Consider the following 18,930-nt stretch of genomic DNA (forward strand, 5'->3'; position numbering starts at 1 on the left):
CCTCCCACACGCGTCAACTGCTCAACTCTCCCACTCAAATTCCTCATCTGTCAGCGTCATCAGCTCTTCCCGGCCCACGCTCTCCATCTGCCCGATCTTCGCCGACAGCCGGATCTTGGCCCGTTCCAGCACCTGCTCCGCCAGCCGTCCGTTGCCAAAGTCCGCGCCTGCGCCCACACTCGCTTGCAAAAACAACCGCCACAGCTTTTCCTCCGCAGCCGCCGTGATCGTATACCGTTCGGCGGCTGCCTTTCGCTTCACGATCTCCACGAGATCGGTGGCCGAGTAATCCGGGAAATGCAGGTGAAACCGCACCCGGCTGCGAAGTCCCGGATTGACTTGAAACAGCCCCTCCATCTCCTTCGTGTACCCGGCCAAGATCACCGTGATCAGTCCCTTTTTGTCCTCCATCTCCTTGATCAGCGTCGCCAGCGCCTCCGCTCCAAACCCCTCTTGACCGCGACGGGCCAGCGCATACGCCTCATCGACAAACAGCACGCCGCCGAGTGCTTCTTTGATTTTGTCGGCCGTCCGAAGCGTCGTCTGCCCCACATACCCGGCGATCAGATCCTTGCGGGACGCCTCGACAAACTGCCCCTTCGGCAAATAGTCCAACACCCGCAACAGCCGCCCGATCAGCCGCGCCACCGTCGTCTTGCCCGTGCCGGGGTTGCCGGTGAACGCCATGTGGAACGTCAGCGGCTGATTTTCCAACCCGTGCTCAAACCGCAATTTCTCCAAGCGCAACACATCGACCATCTGCCGGACGAGCTGCTTCACATCCCCGAGCCCGACCAGCCCATCCAGTTCGGCCAGCACGCCTTCCAACGTATCCGCATCTGCGCTGTCCTCCGGTGGAAAGTCATTGGCCGTCAGCCTCGTATACGCTTCCGACTCCCGCTCCTGTGCGGGGAGATCGGCGAGTCGCACCGCATGGGCGATCTTGGCTTTGTCGAGCAGATTGCGCACCGTCCGCGCATTGCCGAACGTCTCATCGATTTTCGTGCGCAACACCCGCCGCAGCAGAGCTGCCTTCGCCCCGTCGGTCAGCTCGTAGTGATCTTTGGCCGCCAGATACGACGCGATGGTCGCCAGTTCCCCCTCGTCATAGTCGGGGAAATCCAAATGAAACGGAATCCGCTCCCGAAGTCCTGGATTGTATCCGAAAAACTCCTCCATCGGTCGCCGGTATCCGGCGACGATCACGATCAGACGATCCCGGTGATCTTCCATCGACTTGACCAGCCCGTTGATCGCCGTCAATCCGAAGTCTTTGCCGGAGTCCTTCTTATAGAGCGTGTACGCTTCGTCGATAAACAAGATCCCGCCGAGTGCCCGCTTCACATATTTGCTCAGATTGGCCTCCGTGTGCCCCATATAGGCACCGACCAGCATCTGCCGGTCGACCTCGACGACATGGCCTTTCGTGATCAGTCCCATCTCCTTGAAGATCTTCCCGATCATCCGCGCCACCATCGTCTTGCCCGTGCCGGGGTTGCCGAGAAACGCCATGTGCATCGTCGGCATCGGTTGTTCCACCCCGAGCACCTGCAGCCGTTCCTTTTCAAAGCAGGCGAACTGCGCGATGTCCCGGATCTGCTTTTTCACCTGCGCGAGTCCCGGCAGTTCCTCCAACCGCTCCAGCGCAGTCGCGTTCGGGGCTTCCTCTGAAGTCTCCTCCGCGATAGACCGACCAAATCCAAGACCGTCCCCCACACCATGACGGTGCTCTAGACCTTGACTGCTTCCTCGACCGCTTCCTTGACTGCTTCCCTGACCGTCTCCCTGCCCGTTGCTGTGCTCGTGACCTTTTCCCGTCGGAACGGTCGCATCCTTTTCCCCGATCCGATACGGCTGTTGCTTCCAGGCCGCCGCATCCTCCCCGCCATGGCGATCCTCTGTGTCACGGGGCGGTCGCCGCATTCCGTCGAGCCGGACATCCCCTTTCTCGATCCGCCGCTCGCCGTTCGTCCACGCCGAGGGAGCCGGGTCGTGAGCTTTCTCCTTTGGCGCAGGCAACGCCTTGCTCAGATACAGCGACGTGGCCGGGAACGGCTTCACAAACGCCTCCCGCACGATTCCGTCACTTGAGGAAGACAACTGCACCCCCGCTTGACCGGTCACCTCCACGTTGACCCGGCAGCCCGCCGGAAACTGTTGCAACCGGCGGCAAAACGCCTCCCGCGGCCACAGCAACACTCCTGTCCGCCGCGTCGCCGTCGCAAACTCCGCCGACCCGATCCGCACCAGCCCTTGCCCGACCTCCACCTTCAACGTCCACTCTGCCTCCTGCCGCAACGCCGCCGCCACCCGCACCGGATCATGGACAGCAAATCGAACCGCGAGCTCCGGGTCAAACGCCGGACTGCCGCCGAGCGTGTGGACCGCACCGAACGGAGCGGGCTCCTCGACCACGCGATTGGGGAGGAGCACCTGCTTTTTCCCATGCTTAAACAGCATCGTCACCCGACTCACCACGAGCAGCAGGTTCCCCTCGGCCTTCGAGAACGCCTTGACCATCGGCATCAACTTCTCAGCGGACACCGCACAGCACACCGCAGGCCCTGGCTGGCCGACCGCCTTTCCCGTCAGCGTCACCCGGTACCCGCTCTCCTCCTCCTCATCCCTGACACTTACCGTCCCGGCTTCCGCATCCACCCGCAACACCAGCGGTCTGCCCGCCGCCTGCGCCACCTCGCGCAGCACCGTCATCCACTGTCTCGCGTCCAACGCGATCTTCACAGGTTGCACCGACTACCCCTCCTTCGCACACAAGATTGAATTGCTATATCGTATGCGCTGGGCTAGAGCCTGTGCGGGATTGCAGGCAATGAAAAAAGCCCCCGTCCAAAGGACGAAGGCTTCCTCTCCACACCCTACTGCTGCTTCTTCAACTCCTGCTTTCTCAAAAACACAAACACCGCGATAAAGATCGCGACCATATACACACCGAACGTGATCACCGATGTCATCTTGCTCTCGCCAAACTGACTGCCTGCAAAGGTGAACACGAGGATCGACGGGATTTTCCCGATCAAGGTAGCGGCGAAGAACGTGAACCACGACACCTTGCTGATCCCGGACAAGATGTTGATCAACGGTGACGGGATCACCGGGACGACCCGGAAGAACAAAATGCTCAAAAAGGCGTTCTGCTCAAAATACCCTTCGTATTCTTTCGCCTTCGGGTACTTTTGAATGTACCCTTGGATCCACTCGCGAAAACCGAACCGCGCCATGCCGAACATGATCAAGGCCCCGACGACCGCGCCGGTCAGCGAGATCAGCGAGCCTTGCCACGTGCCGAACACGCCGCCGATGATCCCGGCCACGAGGAAGAACGGCATGATCGGGAAGAACACCAAAATCGCCACAAACAGGATCGAAACGAGCACCGAAACCATCCCGCCCGCTTCGATCAAGGCGATGAACTGGTCTTTTTGCCAATAACCGAGCGCGATGATCGCGATCATCAACGCTGCCGTCAGAAACTTTTTCATCATCCACCGCTCCGTTTCTCTAGAAAGGACAGACTCTCTTCATCTTAACATACGGACTCCACCCCTGCTTCTCCTTCTCCGCGCCAAATCGAAAAAGCCCTCGACACGCCGAAGGCTTCTTCTCTGACACACACTACCCGACCTGATCTTCCAGCTCTTCAATGCGCTTTTCCACATACCGCGTGTCTTTCAGCGCATGATACGTCTCCGCCTTTTCCACCACGACGGCCGTGTTGTACTCGGGGATGCCCGCATGCTGCTCATACACGCCTTTGGGGATCAACACATTGCCCTCCGGCCAGTACAGGGAGATGTTGCCCGGCTTGGTATCCGCGCCTTTGGCCCGCCCGTGGAACGTGCCGTAGCGGTTGTACACCACCACCGCGTCGCCGTCCTGCAGCCCGATCCGGCGCATGTCGTCCGGGTGGATCAACACGTCGTAGCGGTCGGCCGCGTTGAACGGGTCTTTCTGCCCGTAGATCATCGAGTTAAACTGCTTGCCCCGCCGCGTCGTCACATAGAAATGGCCCTCCGGCTTGCGCAGTTCCGGCAATTCGATCGGCAACAAGTGCCCTTTGCCGTCGGGCGTCGGGAACGCGCCCCCTTCGCACAGCCAAGCCCCGCCCCACTGGAACAGGTCGCCGCGCTCCGAGAGCTGCTGGATGCCGTCATAGTTCGGCGCCGCCTGCGCGATCTCCGCCCGGATCTGCTCCGCGCTGTCAAACTGCACGAGGTGCGCCCGTTTCGGATCGACGCGACGCGCCAGATCGACGTAGATCTCCCACTCCGCCCGCGCTTCCTCGATCCGCGGACCCGCGATCTCCGGCGAGAAATACACCATCCGCTCCGTACTCGTCGACGTCCCGCCGCCCGGTTGCTCATAGCGCGTCATTGCCGGGAGCACGATCACTTCCTCCTTCGCGTCGACCAACGTCGACGTGTTGAGCAAGATATCCTGATGCACCCGCAGTTCCACGCTCTCCAGACACGACCGCACAAATTCCGGCTCCGGCATCGTCTCGATAAAATTGCCGCCGCTCGTATAGAACAGCCGCGTCTTGCGCTCATGCCCGTCCGGCAGCAAGGCGTTTTCCAGCGTCACCCCGACGATATCCCCCTGCCAGGCCGGGATCTCAATGCCCCAGAGCCGCTCGACCCGCTCCCGGCTCGCCGGCTCGCTGAACTCCCCGCCCGGCAGCGAAAACGGATCGGCTCCCATCTCGCCCGACCCCTGCACGCCGGAGTGGCCGCGGATCGGCATCACACCGCAGTTCTCGCGCCCGATAAACCCGCGCAACAACGCCAGATTGGCGACCTGTGAGATGTTGTCGGTGCCAAAGCGGTGCTGCGTCAGCCCCATGCTCCAGACGAACACACCCGTCTTCGATCCGGCGAGCAGTTCGGCGAACTCATAGATCCGCTCCCGACTCAGCCCGGACGACGCCTCCAGTTGCGCCCACTCGTACCGCTTCACATGATACCGCAGCACTTCCAGCCCCGTTGTATGGGCTCTCACAAACGATTGGTCAATCGCCGAACCGGGCTCTTTCTCCTCCATCTCAAACCACGCCTTCATCACGCCGTTCATAAACGCGATGTCGCCGCCGATGTTCACCTGATACACATCATCGACGATCTTCGTGCCAAACAGCGCACTCTCCGGGATCGACGGGATCCAATACTGCTCCATCGACGGCTCCCGATACGGGTTGATGCAGATGATCTTCGTACCCGCCTTTTTCGCCGCGTACATATATTTGGTCGACACCGGCTGATTGTTCGCCGCCACCGAGCCCCAGAAGATCAACACATCGGTGCCGATCCAGTCTTTGTACGAGCAACTCGACGCGCCGATCCCGAGCGACCGTTTGAGCGCCGTCTTGCTCGGCGAGTGACAGATGCGCGACGCATTGTCCAGATTGTTCGTGCCGAGGAAGCGCGCCACCTTGCCCGCCGTGTAGTACACCTCGTTGGTGATGCCTCTGGCCGTCAGATAAAACGCCGTCTGCTTGCCGTCGATCGCTTTGATCTTCGCTGCGATCCGATCCAACGCCTCGTCCCACGTCAGCCGGGTAAATCCCTTCTCCCCAGGCTTTCTCGACAGCGGATACGGGATTCGGCCGAGCTTGCGCAGTTCCGTGCTGTCCATCCTGCGCAGAGTCTCCACATCGTCGAGCCAATGCGGTTTGATCGCCGGCATCGTGTTCAGCCGCAGCACGTTCAGCCGAGTCGTGCACAGATGCGGCCCGTCGAGCGTCTGATCCCTCAGCCCGGACACCCCGAGCGCGCAACCGTCGCACACGCCCTGCGTGAGGATGCGAAACGCGTACGGCAGATTGTCCCGGTTGTCGTACACCGCTTTGATCGTGTCGCGGATATGATGCGGCTTGACCTGACCGAGGCCGAGCGGCACCTTGCTGACCCAGAGATCGGACCGCCATTTTTTATTCAGTTTCACCGGTCCGGTATGCTTCGTTTTTCCCAAACGGACTCACCACCTCAAAAAAGTCTCCGATATCCTCACTATAACAGAATTTTCAATAAAAATAACCGTTTGCACATCCGCGCAAAAAACAGACCCGCATCTCTTTTTGCAAAGAAATCGCGAGCCGGTCTGTTTGTTTTCCGAAATCAGACGTTTCAACCGTTCACCGGAGAGTTGCCGATCGGCCAGATGACAGCCGAATCACTTTCTTGCCATCCGGCAGTCCCCAATAAGATCGTCACTGCCAAACCGATTGTAAATAAACCTGCACATACGCCCAACCACACATTTTTCTTCACGATGGGATCCCTCCATATTATAAGAACACACTTTCTACAATAACAGAGATGTTTGTTTTTGTTAATTCAATACTATCCCTTTATAGTACCTTCGTCAATTTCCAATTTGAACAATATATCCTAAAATATAATATTTATTAGTGAAGTTACATTTGTATCATTCGAATTTGCCTAAATTTTTTCTCATAGGGGGTTCTTAACACTAGCGAAATTGTCTACAATAGGAGAGGGTCAAAGTATGTTATACTGACTGAATAGACCAACACAAGCAATGTAATCTAATCATGGGACTATATAGGAGTGACACAGAAATGGGAGGAGTCGGACAACGCATCAAAGAGTTGCGTAAAGCTTCTCAGATGACGCAGCAAGAACTGGCTGAAGGAGTCGTTACCAGAAGTTACATCAGCCAGATCGAAAAAGGTCTGATCCAGCCCTCTTACGACACGTTGGACAAACTGTCGAAGAAACTGGATTGCACCGTGGAAGACTTTTTCAAAGAACCGGAAAACACCGCCCTGCGCGTCGCAGAGTGGAAGAAATACATCCGCTTCGCCGAAGGTCAGGCGGAGTCCGGGCAGTATGACCAATCCCGCCGCACGCTGGACAGCTGCAACCTCGACGCCAAAGGCGAGCTGGAGCTCAACGATCACGACCTCGGCCTGCTCTACTGGGTACGGGGCAAGCTCGCGGAGGTGCGCTTCCAGCATGACGAGGCGCGCGCCCTGTACGAGATCTCCTTGCATCACCTCGCCAGCTACATGTACGTCAAAGAGCGCGTCCGCACGATGGACTCGCTGGCCTATGTGCACCTGCAGGAAAACCGCAACATGGAGGCGCTCCGGATCCTCAACGACGCCAACGAGATCCTGCTGCAAAACCAGCTCGGCGGCCTGCTGAAGATCTCCGTGCTCGTCAACTCCGGCGTCGCCCACGGCAAACTGGGCGAGTGCCACTCGGCGATCCGACTGCTCGGCGAGGCGGCGCGGATCAACCAAGACCTCGGTTCCCACTACAAGGCCGGTCACATCGCGTCGTCGCTCGGGATCTGCCACATGCAGTTGAAGCAGTTCCCCGAAGCCGAGACTCAGTTCCAGCGCGCTCTGCACTTCTACGATCTCGAAGACAACGTCCCCAACCGGGCGGCCGTCTTGAACAATCTCGGCGAGCTCTACCGCCAGACGGAGCGCTACGACGAGTCGATCAGCGTCCTGTCCGAATCGTTCGACCTGTTCATGGATCAAGGGCAGACCCAGCATGCGATCACCGTCCGGCTGGAGCTCGCCAAATCGTTCTACCTCAAACAAGACTCAACCCGCGCCCGCGTGTACTGTGAACAAGTCCTGCACGACACGGACCGTCCGCAGCACCAAGGCTCGGCTCACAAGATCATCGGCCTGCTCGACTTCCGTTCCGGCAATTACGTGCAGGCGCTGAAACATTTCAAACAGGCGCAAGACCTGCTGATGCCTTACGATGTCAAAGAATCGTTTGCGATCCTCTCCTGCATAGCCGAAGCACACCTCGCCCTCGGCGACTTCGAGACCGCAGCGAAGAGCTACCAGAAAGTCGCACGCAACGAACGCCCCCTCACCCTCGTCTGATCTCCGCACACGTCAAAGAGACCCCGTCCCTACGCGGGACCGGGGTCTTCCCTTTATCTCGACGTTCTCACAAAATAGCGCAACAGCCGTCGCACTTCGTCCTCTGTCTTCTGCGTCTCGATGTGCACCTCGTAAAACGTATCCTCCTGCCGGGTCACATAGACCGCTTTGTACCGCTTCCACAGCAGCCCCGCCTCTTCAAACTCGGACGTCACCGCCGTGCCCGCATCGTCATACATCGGCCCGTGCATCGACTCCCTGGACGAGCCCGCATACGCTCGCGGGTACTCATACACCGTGATCGTGCCGCTCTCCCCTTTGACACCGTACATCATGCGCACCAACTTTTGATCGGGAACATACGCGGCCAGATGCAGGACCAGCGAGTCTTCCACATCCCGAAATTCATAAAAAGAAGGGTTGAGCCGACGGATGTTTTCCAGCACATAGCCGACTTCTTCCTGATCATTTTTCGCATGCAGGATCGCACTCGTATCAACGGCGACCACCGCCGCTCGCCGCATCACCGTATAGACGCCCGGATCGGCCGAGTTGTTCTTGGCGAGGAGCACGATCTCCTTCTTCGGGTCGGCGCCGTTCCGTACATAGTAGACGTTCATCTGCGGCGGATACGCGTTCGAATCCCCTTCCCGCTTCAACGCCCAATCGCCGATCCGCTGCACCCGGCCGAGTTCCGCTCCGACCTGCTCCGGCGGCACGATCTCCTCTGTCGGGACATAGTACGCCTTGTCGTGGATCACATACGCGCCCAGTTGCGGCTCCGGCACCGCTTGCGGCACGGGAGGCTCTTCTCGGCCTGCGATCTGCCCGAGGCTCGCGATTCCCGATAAGATCCGCTCCTTCACCCCGGCCACGCCGCCCGCCCGCTCCAACGCCGGGGGCAGCCCCACCGCCAGCACCACCAGCGCGGCAAACGCGCCGACGATTCCTTTCATCGAGAGGCCCGGCTTTCTTTGCGTCCGCACGCAGGCCATCACGTTTTCCTCCAGCCGGCCAAGGTCTTCGTTTGTGATCGCCAAGTCTCGATCCAGTCGCTCTCTCGCCATCTTGAAGTCACGCTCACAGGAGTCCATACGCTTCCTCCTCCTCGACCTTCTGCCTCAACTTCTTCAAAGCCCGCATCATCCGCACGCGGACGGTCGTCTCTTTATCGGAAAGGATCTCCGCGATCTCCTTCACCTTCAGCTCTTCAAAATAATGCAGCAAGATCACTTCGCGATCCTTCACCGGCAGTTTCATCACCATCGCCAGCAATTCCTCGCCTCGATGCTTCTTCACCAGCACGTCCTCGGGCAGATCCCCCTCATCACGCGCGCGTTCAAAGTGCTGCTGCACGAGCAACTTCCGATACGCCCACGAACGAACGTAGTCTTTGCAATGATTCACCGTGATCCGATACAGCCACGTCTCCACCGAAGCAGTCCCGCGAAATTCCTCAATCTTCGCGTACGCCTTGAGAAACACCTCTTGGGCGATATCCTCCGCGATCATCTTGTCTTTCACGTAATAATACGCCGTACGGATCACCATCCGGCCATGCGCCCGAATCCACTCGCGCAGCATCTCGTCCCGCTTCAACTCGCGCTCCCTCCTCGCCTTTCGCCGACCATTAGACGAAGCCCGGCAGGCAAGCGTTACATATTGTTCCTCATTCCGTAGCATACTTCCACCGACAGGAAAAAGGAGGAGTCCCGTGAACGTATTGCCACTGGAAACACTTTCGATCATGAATCTGTTCTTGCAAGGCATTCTGGTCGTCCTCTTTCTCTTTTTACTCGTCTTGTTTCTCGTGCGCAAGGCTTGACAAAAAGACGCCTCAGGTCGACGCGAACTGGCAAGTGGTCATAAAAAAAGCCCTGCTTTGGCTTCGCTGCCAAAACAGGGCTTTCTCTTTACGAGACGTGCGCGATCATCATCAGCGGCTCTTGACCAGCATTTCCACCGCTTCTTTGATCACTCGGTCCGGCTTGTTGCCTTTTTCCACTTCGTCCCGCACGCACGCTTCGAGATTCATCGCCACGATATAGCCGAGCGAGCGGTCGACAGCGGAGCGGATCGCCGACAGTTGCGTCACCACATCGCGGCAGTCTTTCTCCTGTTCGATCATGCTGAGCACCCCGCGGATCTGACCTTCGATCCGGCGCAGACGATTTTTTATCGAGTCATCGTATTCCACCACTGCCACTTCCTTTCCGGTGACGCCGCCCGATGTTAGATGAACAGGTTGACTTGGCTCTCTTCGGCTTCGGCCAGATACGTCGCGACCCCGGCATAGTCGATGCCGTCGATCAGCTCCGCCTCCGTAATCCCGAGCACATCCATCGACATCGCGCAGGCGATGATCTTGATGTCGAGCTCTTTCGCCAACTCCATCAACTCCGGCAGCGTCGCAATGTTTTTATCACGCATGATCTTTTTCATCAGTTTCGAGCCGATCCCGCCCATGTTCATCTTGGAGATGCCGAGTTGACCCGGACCGCGCGGCATCATCTTACCAAACATGTTCTCCAAAAATGTCTTTTTCACCGGGACATATTGCTCTTTGCGCAAAATGTTCAATCCCCAGAAGGTGAAAAACATTGTGACTTTATTGCCCATCGCTGCCGACCCGGTGGCAATGATGAACGAGGCGATCGCTTTGTCCAGATCTCCGCTGAACACTACCATCGTCGTGCTCTTCTCCATGTTATCCTCTCCCTTTCCGAATGAAAAGGGGCTTTTCAGCCCCTTTGATTACGCCTTTTTCACAAAGAAACGATACACGCCGTTGTCTTCTTCCATCTTGAGCATTTCATTGCCCGTTTGTTTGATCCAGCCTTGGAAGTCGTTGACCGAGCCTTTGTCGGTCGCTTCCAGTTGCATCACTTGGCCGCTTTGCAGCGAGTCGATGCCTTTCTTGGCCCGGACGATCGGCATCGGGCAGGACAGCCCTTTTGCGTCTACAATCAAATCTGCGTTCATCTTTTGGTTCCTCCTCAAAGTTTTGTTCTGGTTACAAAATTACGAATGGTGCACGGCGCAGCGGTTCGGGCCGATCTCCAGATCGGTCGCTTGCTCCGCTGTGACTTGGATCTCACCGCGGTTGATCCCGACGATCTCCTCAAAGTTCGGCGGAGTCGCACCCGACGCGCCCGCCACTTTTTCCGTAAATGCTTCCCGGTCTTCGTTGCGCATCACTTCGTTGCTTGCGCGGATCGCGCCGAGGGTGGCGCCGACATAGCCGTTTTCGTTGATCTCTTTGATGTCGGCAAAGTGAGTCGGCAGGACCAGCACGTCATCAGACAGAGCAGCCACCGTTTTGAAGACGGTGTCGTACAGCGACTGTGCCCACTCACGCGCTTTGCCGCCGAGGTCCGGACGTCCGAGACCGCCGACAAAGATCGTATCGCCGGAGAGCAGGAAGCGGTCGTCGATCAGCACCGACGTGGAGCCCGGCGTGTGACCCGGAGTCGGGACGGCCAGCACTTTCGCGTTGACCGAGCCGATTTTCAGCGTTTCGTGTTGTTCCAGCGGTTCGTACGGCAACGCCGTGGAGCCTTGCATCTCGCTCGAAGACAGGTAGTACGTTGCGCCCGTCTCTTGCGCCAGAGCCGCGCCGCCGGAGATGTGATCGGCGTGCAGATGCGTGTCGATGATGTGCGCGATCTTGACGTTTTCACGCTTCGCCAGCGCCATGTACTCTTCGATGTGGCGGTTCGCGTCGACGACCAACGCTTCGCCGCCGGAGATCACCATGTAGGACAGGCACCCTTTTGCCAGACGGTTGAGTTGGATCAGCTTCATGTCCTCGCCGGTCGAGACGGTCACCGGGTGGTAGAACTGGCTCCAGGAGAGCATGCCGCCTTCCAGAACGCTCGTCGAGTAGCCTTTCTCATCGAGCTGTTCCGCGACCATCTGCGCACTGCCGCCTTTGGCGCAGACCACGACGATCTCCGTCTCTTTCGGCAGTTGGTTGTAGACCGCCTCGTCTTCTTCGAGGAAATCAAAGTACGGGATGTTCACTTGACGAAGCGTCTTGCCTTCGATCTTCCAGTCTTCAAAGTCGTTCGGGTTGCGCACGTCGAGGATAAAGACCGAGTCCCCTGCATCGATACGCGCATGCAACTCTTTGGACGTCATTTCTTTTACAGCCATGATGAGGTCACCCTTTCGGAGATAAGTTATTTCTCGACCGGACCGGTCCATTGCGACATGCCCGGCACGACGTTTTTCACGTGGGAGAAGCCTTTTTCTGCGAGCAACTGGCAGGCCATGTCGCTGCGGTTTCCCGTGCGGCAGACGATGTGGATCTCTTGATCCTTGAGATCGGCGAGCTCAGCCAGACGCTCTTCCAGTTGGCCGAATGCGACCAGTTGCGCACCGGGGATATGACCGAAGTGATACTCCATCGGTTCGCGCACATCGAGGATCACCGGAGTGGTGCCCAGTTTGGCTTGCAGGTCTTCGTTGCTGATCGTATGCGGATGCTTTTGCTCCGCTTTCACTTCGTTCGCGTCCGCTTTGCGGATATAGTGCTTGAACGTGCCGCCTTCCTCTTCCGTGCCGACAAACTGGTGACCCGTGCGGTCCGCCCAGCTCTTCATATCGGCCACCGAGCCCGGATCGGTCGCCAAAACTTCCAAGACTTGACCCGGCTGCATCTCATCGACCGCTTTTTTGGTGCGGACGATCGGCATCGGGCAGGACAGCCCTTTGCAGTCGATCGATTTATCTACATGTTGCGTGCTCATATCCGATTCCTCCTCGTTCAGTTGGGATTAGAAAGTGACGGTGACGTCGGCGTCATACGCGAAGTCGAGGAACGTGACCGCCCCGCCCACTTCCACACCGTCCACAAACATCTCTTTGGTCATGCCGGTGACGTCCATCGTCATCTGGCAGGCGATCATTTTGACGCCCGTCTCACGAGCCACTTCCAGCAACTCCGAGATCGACGGCACGTTGGCGCGCTTGAAGCCTTCGACGTAATGCTCTTTGCCAGGGCCCATCGTCAGCATCGTCGCCGCATCTTTGTGGATGATCGCCAGCGCTTCGAAGGTAAAGAAGATCGCCACCTCCGCTTCGGTCGCCGCTGCGGCCGTCGCAATGTTCAACACTTTATAAGCAGAATCCAGACCACCGCCCGAAGCGATGATTGCCACTTTTCTTTTGGACATGAGAGATCTCTCCTTTGATTTGGGTTTGCAGGTACGCTCTTAGCATTCCAAAGAAACGACTTTCTTACCGAACGACTCGACCTCTCCAGCCGCTCATCCCTGTCTTCAGATGCGCGATGCGGGTGCAGCCGTGTTTGCGCAGGATCTTCGCCGCTTGCCGGCTGCGCATCCCGCTCTGACAGGTCAGGATCACCGTCTTGCCTTTCTCCACCTCGCCGACCCGTCTTTTCAATTGCGAGAGCGGGATGTTGGTGAAGCCGGGGATGTGACCCCCCTTGTACTCGCCCGGCTCGCGGACGTCGAGGTACACATGTTGCTTTTTATCTTTCAGCCGCTCTTCCACATCTTGCGGCCCCAGTTGTTCCAGCCACCTGAGCGGCAGGAACCGGGAGACCACAAACCAGAGCAGCAACCCGTAGATCAAGTACGTCAACCAATCCATCCAACCACCGCCTTCATACCACAGGGGGTATATTTCAGTCAAAATTTTTACTCCAACAGCAGCAACACAACCAGCACGATCAGAAACAGATTGATAAACACCAGACAGCAGACGGTGAAGAAAATGATGTTCGTCGACGCTTCAAACGTCTCGTCATTGATGCCCGCCTTTTTTTGCGTATAGTTGCGGCAGGCGGTAAAGCTGATCAGCGAGCCGAGCAACACAGCGCCGATCCCCACCACCGACGCGATCCAATGACCGGTGTCGGAGTAAGGCGTCGAGCGAAAGACCACACCGGCCGCCAAAAAGCCCAGTCCGATGATGGTGATGCTCGTTCTGATCCACGCCAGAAACGTGCGTTCATTGGCGAGATGTTGCTGGATATACTTTGAATCGACCGTCTTTTCTCGCTCCATGCCGGGCACCTCCTGTCAGGGAGTAGTGTACCCGATCATTAGAACAGAATGTCTGTCCAGACCTTGACTGCCGTGCCGAGGATCAAGACGACCAGCAGACCGCGCAGCATTTTGGTGTTCACCTTCGTGCTGAGTTTGGCCCCGACCGGTGCAGCCAAGATGCTCGCCACCACCATGATCACCGACGGCCAGAAGAGCACATCGCCTGCCAGGACCTTGCCCGCTGTCGATCCGATCGAAGAGATGAACGTGATCGCCAGCGATGTTGCGATCGTCATGCGGGTCGGGATCTTCAAGACCAGCAGCATGATCGGCACGAGGATGAACGCACCGGCCGCACCGACGATCCCCGACGCGATCCCGACGGAGAGCGCGGAGAACACGGCGATCGGTTTGTTGAACTTCACCTGATCGAGCGGCACATCATCCAGCCCTTTTTTCGGGAGGAACATCATGATCGCCGCCAGCGTCGCAAGGATCGCATAGACCAGATTGATCAGATCCCCGCTCAGGAATTTGCCGCCGTACCCGCCGACAAAGCTGCCGATGATGATCGCGACACCCATGTAGGCGACCAGAGAGTAGTTGATGACTTTCTCTTTTCGCAGGGCAAACACCCCGGCGAGCGTTGCGAAAAAGACTTGCACCGCGCTGATCCCGGACACCTCATGAGCGGTGTACGCGAGAAAGCCAAGAGCCGGCGGGATATACAACAGCATCGGATACTTGATGATCGAGCCGCCGATGCCGACCAGACCGGACAGGAACGAACCGACAAATCCAATGAGGAACAACGTGATGATCAAGCCCAGATCCATATCCATTTGTTTGTCCTACCTTTCTAGGAGCGATTATCGCTCGACGTCACCTTGCCAGCCATTCATGCCGCCCATCAGATTTTTCACTTTGTCATAGCCGCGGCCCATCAGGAATTCGCAGGCCATACCGCTGCGGTTGCCGCTGCGGCAGACGATGATCGCTTCCTCGTTCGGATCGATCTCCTGCCAGCGATGTTGCAGTTCGGACAGGGAGATGTGCTTGCTGCCCGGGATGCGACCCGCTGCCACCTCTTCCGACTCACGCACGTCGATCAGGGTGAGCTTTTCACCGCTTTTCAGTCGCTCCTTGACATCGAGCGGATGGATGTTGATGACTTTGGACATTGTGGTCACCTCTTCTATATACCCCTAGGGGTATGTTTGTTGTGAAAAAGAAAGGAGGGATCCCGAAGGATCTGGACTCCTAGAGTTTCTCCATGCAAGACCTGAACGATTCAGGCGCTCGATATACCCCGCGGGGTATCCGATGAATCTTATTATACGCACTCCACAGCGTTTGTCAACACCCCTGCCCGCTACCTCGCCGCCTCAACCGCTTCGATCATCACATGCTCGACCTCGGCACCGATTTCGGCAAGGGAAGGATCATTGACCACCCCCATCAGCACCGAGGGTTTCGGCAGTCCGATCTTGGTCGTGCCCTCCTCTTCGTAGACGGCGATCTTGCAGGGCAAAAAGTAGCCGACCAACAGATTTTTCGAGAGCACCCGCTCGGCCTGCACCGGGTTGCACACTTCGAGAATGCGATAGGCGCTCGGGAACGACAATCCCTTCTCCGCCAGTTTGGCTGTCAGATCGAGTGACCAGAGAACGCCGAACTGGCGCTCCTTCAGGGCCGCTTCCAGCGCCTGCACCGCTTCGTCGACCGACTTGGCGGTCTCCACTGTATAATGAAACATCTTGCCTGCCTCCTCCTTCACATCTTTTCAACAGGCGTAGTATGCTCATCGACCGTCCATGCGTATCCTCCCGCCGAGATCGCGATCAATGCCAGCCATTGCGAGGGAGCGATGCCAAACCACAGGTCCTGCTGAACGAGAAACCACGACGCGATGAGTTGCGCCCCCGCCCACAGCGTCACAGCGGCTGCCACCCGCTGTCGTGGCGACGTGCGCAGGCGATACAGCCACCAGGCGGCGAAGGCCCACGCGACGGCCCGATACAGATGAACAGGATGATAGCTCGCCCCGTCAAACGATACCCCCCAGGGCATGTTTGTCGCCCGACCGATCTCCGCCACCAGCAGCGCATGCAACACCGCTGTCAGCGTCACGGGCAACACCCAGGCCTCCAGCCACCGCCACGTGACCACGCCGTCGCGACCTGCCCGGCCGATCAGATAAACAATACCCCCGAGGGTACCCAAAACAAGCGCATATCCCGGCCCGACCGAGAGCAGCAGTGTCCGAAACGACGTCCACGCTCCCGCTCCATCCGCGCCGATCGTCACCAACCGATAGAGCACATACCCGAACAGCACCGCTTCGAGCAGCCACCCGGTCTGTTTATCGCCGTCAAAACCCAGTCTTTGCAAACTTCGTTTGAGCAGCACGCTGACAAACAAAAAGCTGATCAGCCACGCGATCCACGCGTTGGGCAAAACAACCGGTCCCAGTCGGATCACGTCTGGCAATATCGCCACCGTCCACTACCTCCCGATCAAATCTTGGAGCATCTCTTCCATCGCCGATCTGCTCAACTGACCTCCCGTTCGCTGAACGACCACACCGTTTTCATCGATGGTGAACGAGGTCGGGATCGACACCACCCCGTATCGACCGCCGACTTCCCCTCGTTCATCCAGCAGCGTCGGAAACTCAATGCCGTATTCTTCGACAAAACCCTTGGCCTTCTCCGCCGTATCTTGCGTCGTGAGATTGACCCCGTAAAACTCCACTTGCCCTTGATACTTTTTGCTCATCTCCACCAGATCCGGCATCTCCGCTTTACACGGCGGACACCACGAGGCCCAGAAGTTGATGAATACTTTTTTCCCTTTTAAGGAAGACAATTGCACCTGCTGCCCTTCCAGATTGGTCAGTGTAAAGTCAGCTGCGTGATGGTTCGGATACGGGCGCGTCGGGCGCTCCGCCACGCTTTTCGTCGCTTCACCCCGCGCGGTATCGGCCGGAGCCGTCTCTTTTTGATTGAACCAAGTGACACCCGCCAACAGAAGGACCGTTGCCAAAAGTATGCCCAATTTACTCGCTCGTTTCAATGTTTTCCCTCCTTGGTTCCTGTTATTGTACCGCAGAACTTTTGGTTTTTTGTGTAGCTCGTCAGGTCATCCTACGAATTGTAAAAAAATGTTTCGTGAAAAAATTGTCGATTCACATATTTTATATTTTGTTTATTGAATTGTGTACACATGTAGGTTATACTGTTTGTGAGATCTCATTGAAAATCAAAAAGGAGGCTACACAAAATGAAACAAGCAATTAAAGCGATCGTCATGCCGACGATGATGGTTGCCGCGCTGGTGATCGGCCTGTATCCGCAGGTTGCATCCGCTGCTCCGGCATTCCAAGTTCCGTTCCCGTGCGGACAGACCTGGACCGGTCAAACTCGCACCGACCACTCTCCGGCAAACGCCATCGACTTCAACCGCACCGACGACCTCGGCGACCCGGTCGTGGCATCGGCTGCCGGTAAAGTCATCACCGTCCGTGACCTCGGCGGCACCAGCTACGGCAAATATGTCGTTGTCGACCACGGCAACGGCTGGACCACTTACTACGCACATCTGAACTCCTTCGCCGTCACCGTCGGCGAAGCAGTTTCCACCGGTGAGCGCATCGGCTACGTCGGTTCCACCGGCGGCTCGACCGGCCCGCACCTGCACTTCGAACAACGTAAAGATGGCGTCGTTCAAAAGATCGTCTTCAACGGCGCTCAAGCGTACTACTGGGGTTCCAAGAGCTACACCTCGAATAACGCTTGCTCCGGCGCTACCTACACCGGTACCGTCAACACCTCCGGCGCAAACCTGACCGTTCGCTCCGGTCCGGGCACCGGCTACACGGCTGTCGGCTCTGTCGCTGACGGCTCCACCGTCAAGTTCACCTGCCAAAAGAATGGTGAAAGCGTCACCGGCACCTACGGCACTACCACTCTGTGGGATTACATCGGCACCGGCTATGTATCCGATGCTTACATCTACACCGGCTCCGACGGCCAAATCGCGCCGACCTGCTAATCAGCCGGCACACGAAAAAGACCTTTGCGGCGATCCGCAAAGGTCTTTTCTTCTTTATGCCGCCGGCGTCGCGTGCGGCACCAGCAATCCATACAGCGTGCGGACGGTCGGCAGGTCGATCCCTTCCTCATCGGCGTAGCGGACCGCCACCCCTTGCAGGCTCTCCACTTCCAGCGGCAGCCCTTTGCGGAAGTCCTGATGCATCGACGACGTCGCCCCTGCCGGAAAACCATCCATATACGTCATCAGTTTCTCGACCAGATCATCCGGCATCACCGCGCCTTTGCGTCCGGCCAGCGTGTGCATCTCCGTCAACGCCCGTCGCAGCACCTCGCGGGTCGGCGGATGGGCCATCACGCCGTCAATGCTCAGACGGCTCGCCGTCGTCACCCCGGAGAACGCCGTGATGAACAGATATTTCTGCCACATGTCCCGATAGATCGCCTGACTGTGGTTCAGATTGATGTTCGCCCCTTGACCCGCTGCCAACAGTCGCTCGCACACCGCCTCCTGCTCCGGCACCAACGCGCCAAACGTAAACTCATGCGTCGGCGACGTGTGCACCGCATCGCCCTGTTCGCTCAGCGTCACGATGATGTTGCAGTACCCGCCGAGTACCGCCGCTTCGCCAAACTCCGCACGCAGCAGGTCGAGATGCCCGACCCCGTTGAGCAGCGGCAGCACCTTCGCCCCCCGCTCCACCAACGGCTTCAGCGTCGAGAGCGTGTCGGACAGATGATAATTTTTCACCGCCACTACCAGCACGTCGCACGCCTCCACCTCCGCCGCATCGGTGACGACCTGTGGGGTATATCGATAGTCCCCCTGCACAGAGCGCACCGTCAATCCGCACTCCCGCAACTGGGCCGCCCGCTTTTCCCGGACGAGAAACGTCACATCCACCCCCGCCTCCGCCAGCCTGCTGCCGAAATACCCGCCGACCGCTCCGGCGCCGACCACGACCACTTTCAT

Annotated in this window: 22 protein-coding genes; 2 read left to right on the forward strand and 20 right to left on the reverse strand. The window is 57.9% G+C overall.

What is annotated here, in order from left to right:
- Window positions 1-21 precede the first annotated feature (21 nt).
- From OS242_RS05270 to OS242_RS05285, 4 genes are all read right to left on the reverse strand, one after another.
- Entirely contained in the window at window positions 22-2,751 is a 2,730-nt protein-coding gene (locus tag OS242_RS05270) for an AAA family ATPase (protein ID WP_267150608.1), read from the reverse strand.
- 125 nt (window positions 2,752-2,876) lie between these two features.
- Window positions 2,877-3,500, reverse strand: coding sequence for a TVP38/TMEM64 family protein (locus OS242_RS05275; RefSeq protein WP_267150609.1), 624 nt, complete (start codon window positions 3,498-3,500; stop codon window positions 2,877-2,879).
- Between the two features lie 133 nt (window positions 3,501-3,633).
- The gene (locus OS242_RS05280; protein WP_267150610.1) at window positions 3,634-5,985 is read right to left on the reverse strand and encodes an FdhF/YdeP family oxidoreductase; all 2,352 of its coding nucleotides are present in this window, start codon (window positions 5,983-5,985) and stop codon (window positions 3,634-3,636) included.
- Between the two features lie 155 nt (window positions 5,986-6,140).
- Complete coding sequence (locus OS242_RS05285; RefSeq protein ID WP_267150611.1) at window positions 6,141-6,284, reverse strand: hypothetical protein; 144 nt, start codon at window positions 6,282-6,284, stop codon at window positions 6,141-6,143.
- Window positions 6,285-6,595: 311 nt separating this feature from the next.
- Between OS242_RS05285 and OS242_RS05290 the strand changes: the two genes are divergently transcribed.
- Window positions 6,596-7,888, forward strand: a complete 1,293-nt coding sequence (locus OS242_RS05290) for a helix-turn-helix domain-containing protein (protein ID WP_267150612.1) — start codon at window positions 6,596-6,598, stop codon at window positions 7,886-7,888.
- 53 nt (window positions 7,889-7,941) lie between these two features.
- Here OS242_RS05290 and OS242_RS05295 read toward each other — a convergent pair whose 3' ends face one another.
- From OS242_RS05295 to OS242_RS05365, 15 genes are all read right to left on the reverse strand, one after another.
- Window positions 7,942-8,982: a hypothetical protein gene (locus OS242_RS05295; protein WP_267150613.1), complete on the reverse strand. Its 1,041-nt coding sequence runs from the start codon at window positions 8,980-8,982 to the stop codon at window positions 7,942-7,944.
- The gene (locus tag OS242_RS05300; protein ID WP_267150614.1) at window positions 8,969-9,487 is read right to left on the reverse strand and encodes a sigma-70 family RNA polymerase sigma factor; all 519 of its coding nucleotides are present in this window, start codon (window positions 9,485-9,487) and stop codon (window positions 8,969-8,971) included. Before OS242_RS05300 ends, OS242_RS05295 begins: the two co-directional genes overlap by 14 nt.
- Window positions 9,488-9,824: 337 nt before the next feature.
- Window positions 9,825-10,085 carry a metal-sensitive transcriptional regulator gene (locus OS242_RS05305; protein ID WP_267150615.1) on the reverse strand — a complete coding sequence of 87 codons (261 nt, stop codon included), beginning with the start codon at window positions 10,083-10,085 and terminating at the stop codon, window positions 9,825-9,827.
- Window positions 10,086-10,120: 35 nt separating this feature from the next.
- The gene (locus OS242_RS05310) at window positions 10,121-10,594 is read right to left on the reverse strand and encodes a DsrE/DsrF/DrsH-like family protein (RefSeq protein ID WP_267150616.1); all 474 of its coding nucleotides are present in this window, start codon (window positions 10,592-10,594) and stop codon (window positions 10,121-10,123) included.
- A 48-nt stretch (window positions 10,595-10,642) separates the two neighbouring features.
- Window positions 10,643-10,870 (reverse strand): sulfurtransferase TusA family protein, encoded by a 228-nt coding sequence (locus OS242_RS05315; protein ID WP_267150617.1) that lies wholly within the window; start codon window positions 10,868-10,870, stop codon window positions 10,643-10,645.
- Window positions 10,871-10,909: 39 nt separating this feature from the next.
- Window positions 10,910-12,043, reverse strand: a complete 1,134-nt coding sequence (locus OS242_RS05320; RefSeq protein ID WP_267150618.1) for an MBL fold metallo-hydrolase — start codon at window positions 12,041-12,043, stop codon at window positions 10,910-10,912.
- A 26-nt stretch (window positions 12,044-12,069) separates the two neighbouring features.
- Window positions 12,070-12,639 carry a sulfurtransferase TusA family protein gene (locus tag OS242_RS05325; protein ID WP_267150619.1) on the reverse strand — a complete coding sequence of 190 codons (570 nt, stop codon included), beginning with the start codon at window positions 12,637-12,639 and terminating at the stop codon, window positions 12,070-12,072.
- A 27-nt stretch (window positions 12,640-12,666) separates the two neighbouring features.
- Window positions 12,667-13,065 carry a DsrE/DsrF/DrsH-like family protein gene (locus OS242_RS05330; protein WP_267150620.1) on the reverse strand — a complete coding sequence of 133 codons (399 nt, stop codon included), beginning with the start codon at window positions 13,063-13,065 and terminating at the stop codon, window positions 12,667-12,669.
- 64 nt (window positions 13,066-13,129) lie between these two features.
- Window positions 13,130-13,507 carry a rhodanese-like domain-containing protein gene (locus OS242_RS05335; RefSeq protein WP_267150621.1) on the reverse strand — a complete coding sequence of 126 codons (378 nt, stop codon included), beginning with the start codon at window positions 13,505-13,507 and terminating at the stop codon, window positions 13,130-13,132.
- 47 nt (window positions 13,508-13,554) lie between these two features.
- Window positions 13,555-13,923, reverse strand: a complete 369-nt coding sequence (locus tag OS242_RS05340; RefSeq protein WP_267150622.1) for a YidH family protein — start codon at window positions 13,921-13,923, stop codon at window positions 13,555-13,557.
- 38 nt (window positions 13,924-13,961) lie between these two features.
- Window positions 13,962-14,747, reverse strand: a complete 786-nt coding sequence (locus OS242_RS05345; protein WP_267150623.1) for a sulfite exporter TauE/SafE family protein — start codon at window positions 14,745-14,747, stop codon at window positions 13,962-13,964.
- Between the two features lie 27 nt (window positions 14,748-14,774).
- The gene (locus OS242_RS05350) at window positions 14,775-15,086 is read right to left on the reverse strand and encodes a rhodanese-like domain-containing protein (RefSeq protein ID WP_267150624.1); all 312 of its coding nucleotides are present in this window, start codon (window positions 15,084-15,086) and stop codon (window positions 14,775-14,777) included.
- Between the two features lie 191 nt (window positions 15,087-15,277).
- Window positions 15,278-15,661 carry a DUF302 domain-containing protein gene (locus OS242_RS05355; protein ID WP_267150625.1) on the reverse strand — a complete coding sequence of 128 codons (384 nt, stop codon included), beginning with the start codon at window positions 15,659-15,661 and terminating at the stop codon, window positions 15,278-15,280.
- A gap of 17 nt (window positions 15,662-15,678) precedes the next feature.
- Window positions 15,679-16,404, reverse strand: coding sequence for a hypothetical protein (locus OS242_RS05360; RefSeq protein ID WP_267150626.1), 726 nt, complete (start codon window positions 16,402-16,404; stop codon window positions 15,679-15,681).
- A 6-nt stretch (window positions 16,405-16,410) separates the two neighbouring features.
- The gene (locus tag OS242_RS05365; RefSeq protein WP_267150627.1) at window positions 16,411-16,980 is read right to left on the reverse strand and encodes a TlpA disulfide reductase family protein; all 570 of its coding nucleotides are present in this window, start codon (window positions 16,978-16,980) and stop codon (window positions 16,411-16,413) included.
- A gap of 207 nt (window positions 16,981-17,187) precedes the next feature.
- Between OS242_RS05365 and OS242_RS05370 the strand changes: the two genes are divergently transcribed.
- Complete coding sequence (locus tag OS242_RS05370; RefSeq protein ID WP_267150628.1) at window positions 17,188-17,958, forward strand: peptidoglycan DD-metalloendopeptidase family protein; 771 nt, start codon at window positions 17,188-17,190, stop codon at window positions 17,956-17,958.
- Between the two features lie 54 nt (window positions 17,959-18,012).
- Here the strand turns inward: OS242_RS05370 and OS242_RS05375 are convergent, their stop codons facing one another.
- The gene (locus OS242_RS05375) at window positions 18,013-18,930 is read right to left on the reverse strand and encodes a ketopantoate reductase family protein (protein ID WP_267150629.1); all 918 of its coding nucleotides are present in this window, start codon (window positions 18,928-18,930) and stop codon (window positions 18,013-18,015) included.

The organism is Tumebacillus lacus (assembly GCF_026410385.1).
GTDB classification, from domain to species: Bacteria; Bacillota; Bacilli; order Tumebacillales; family Tumebacillaceae; genus Tumebacillus; species Tumebacillus lacus.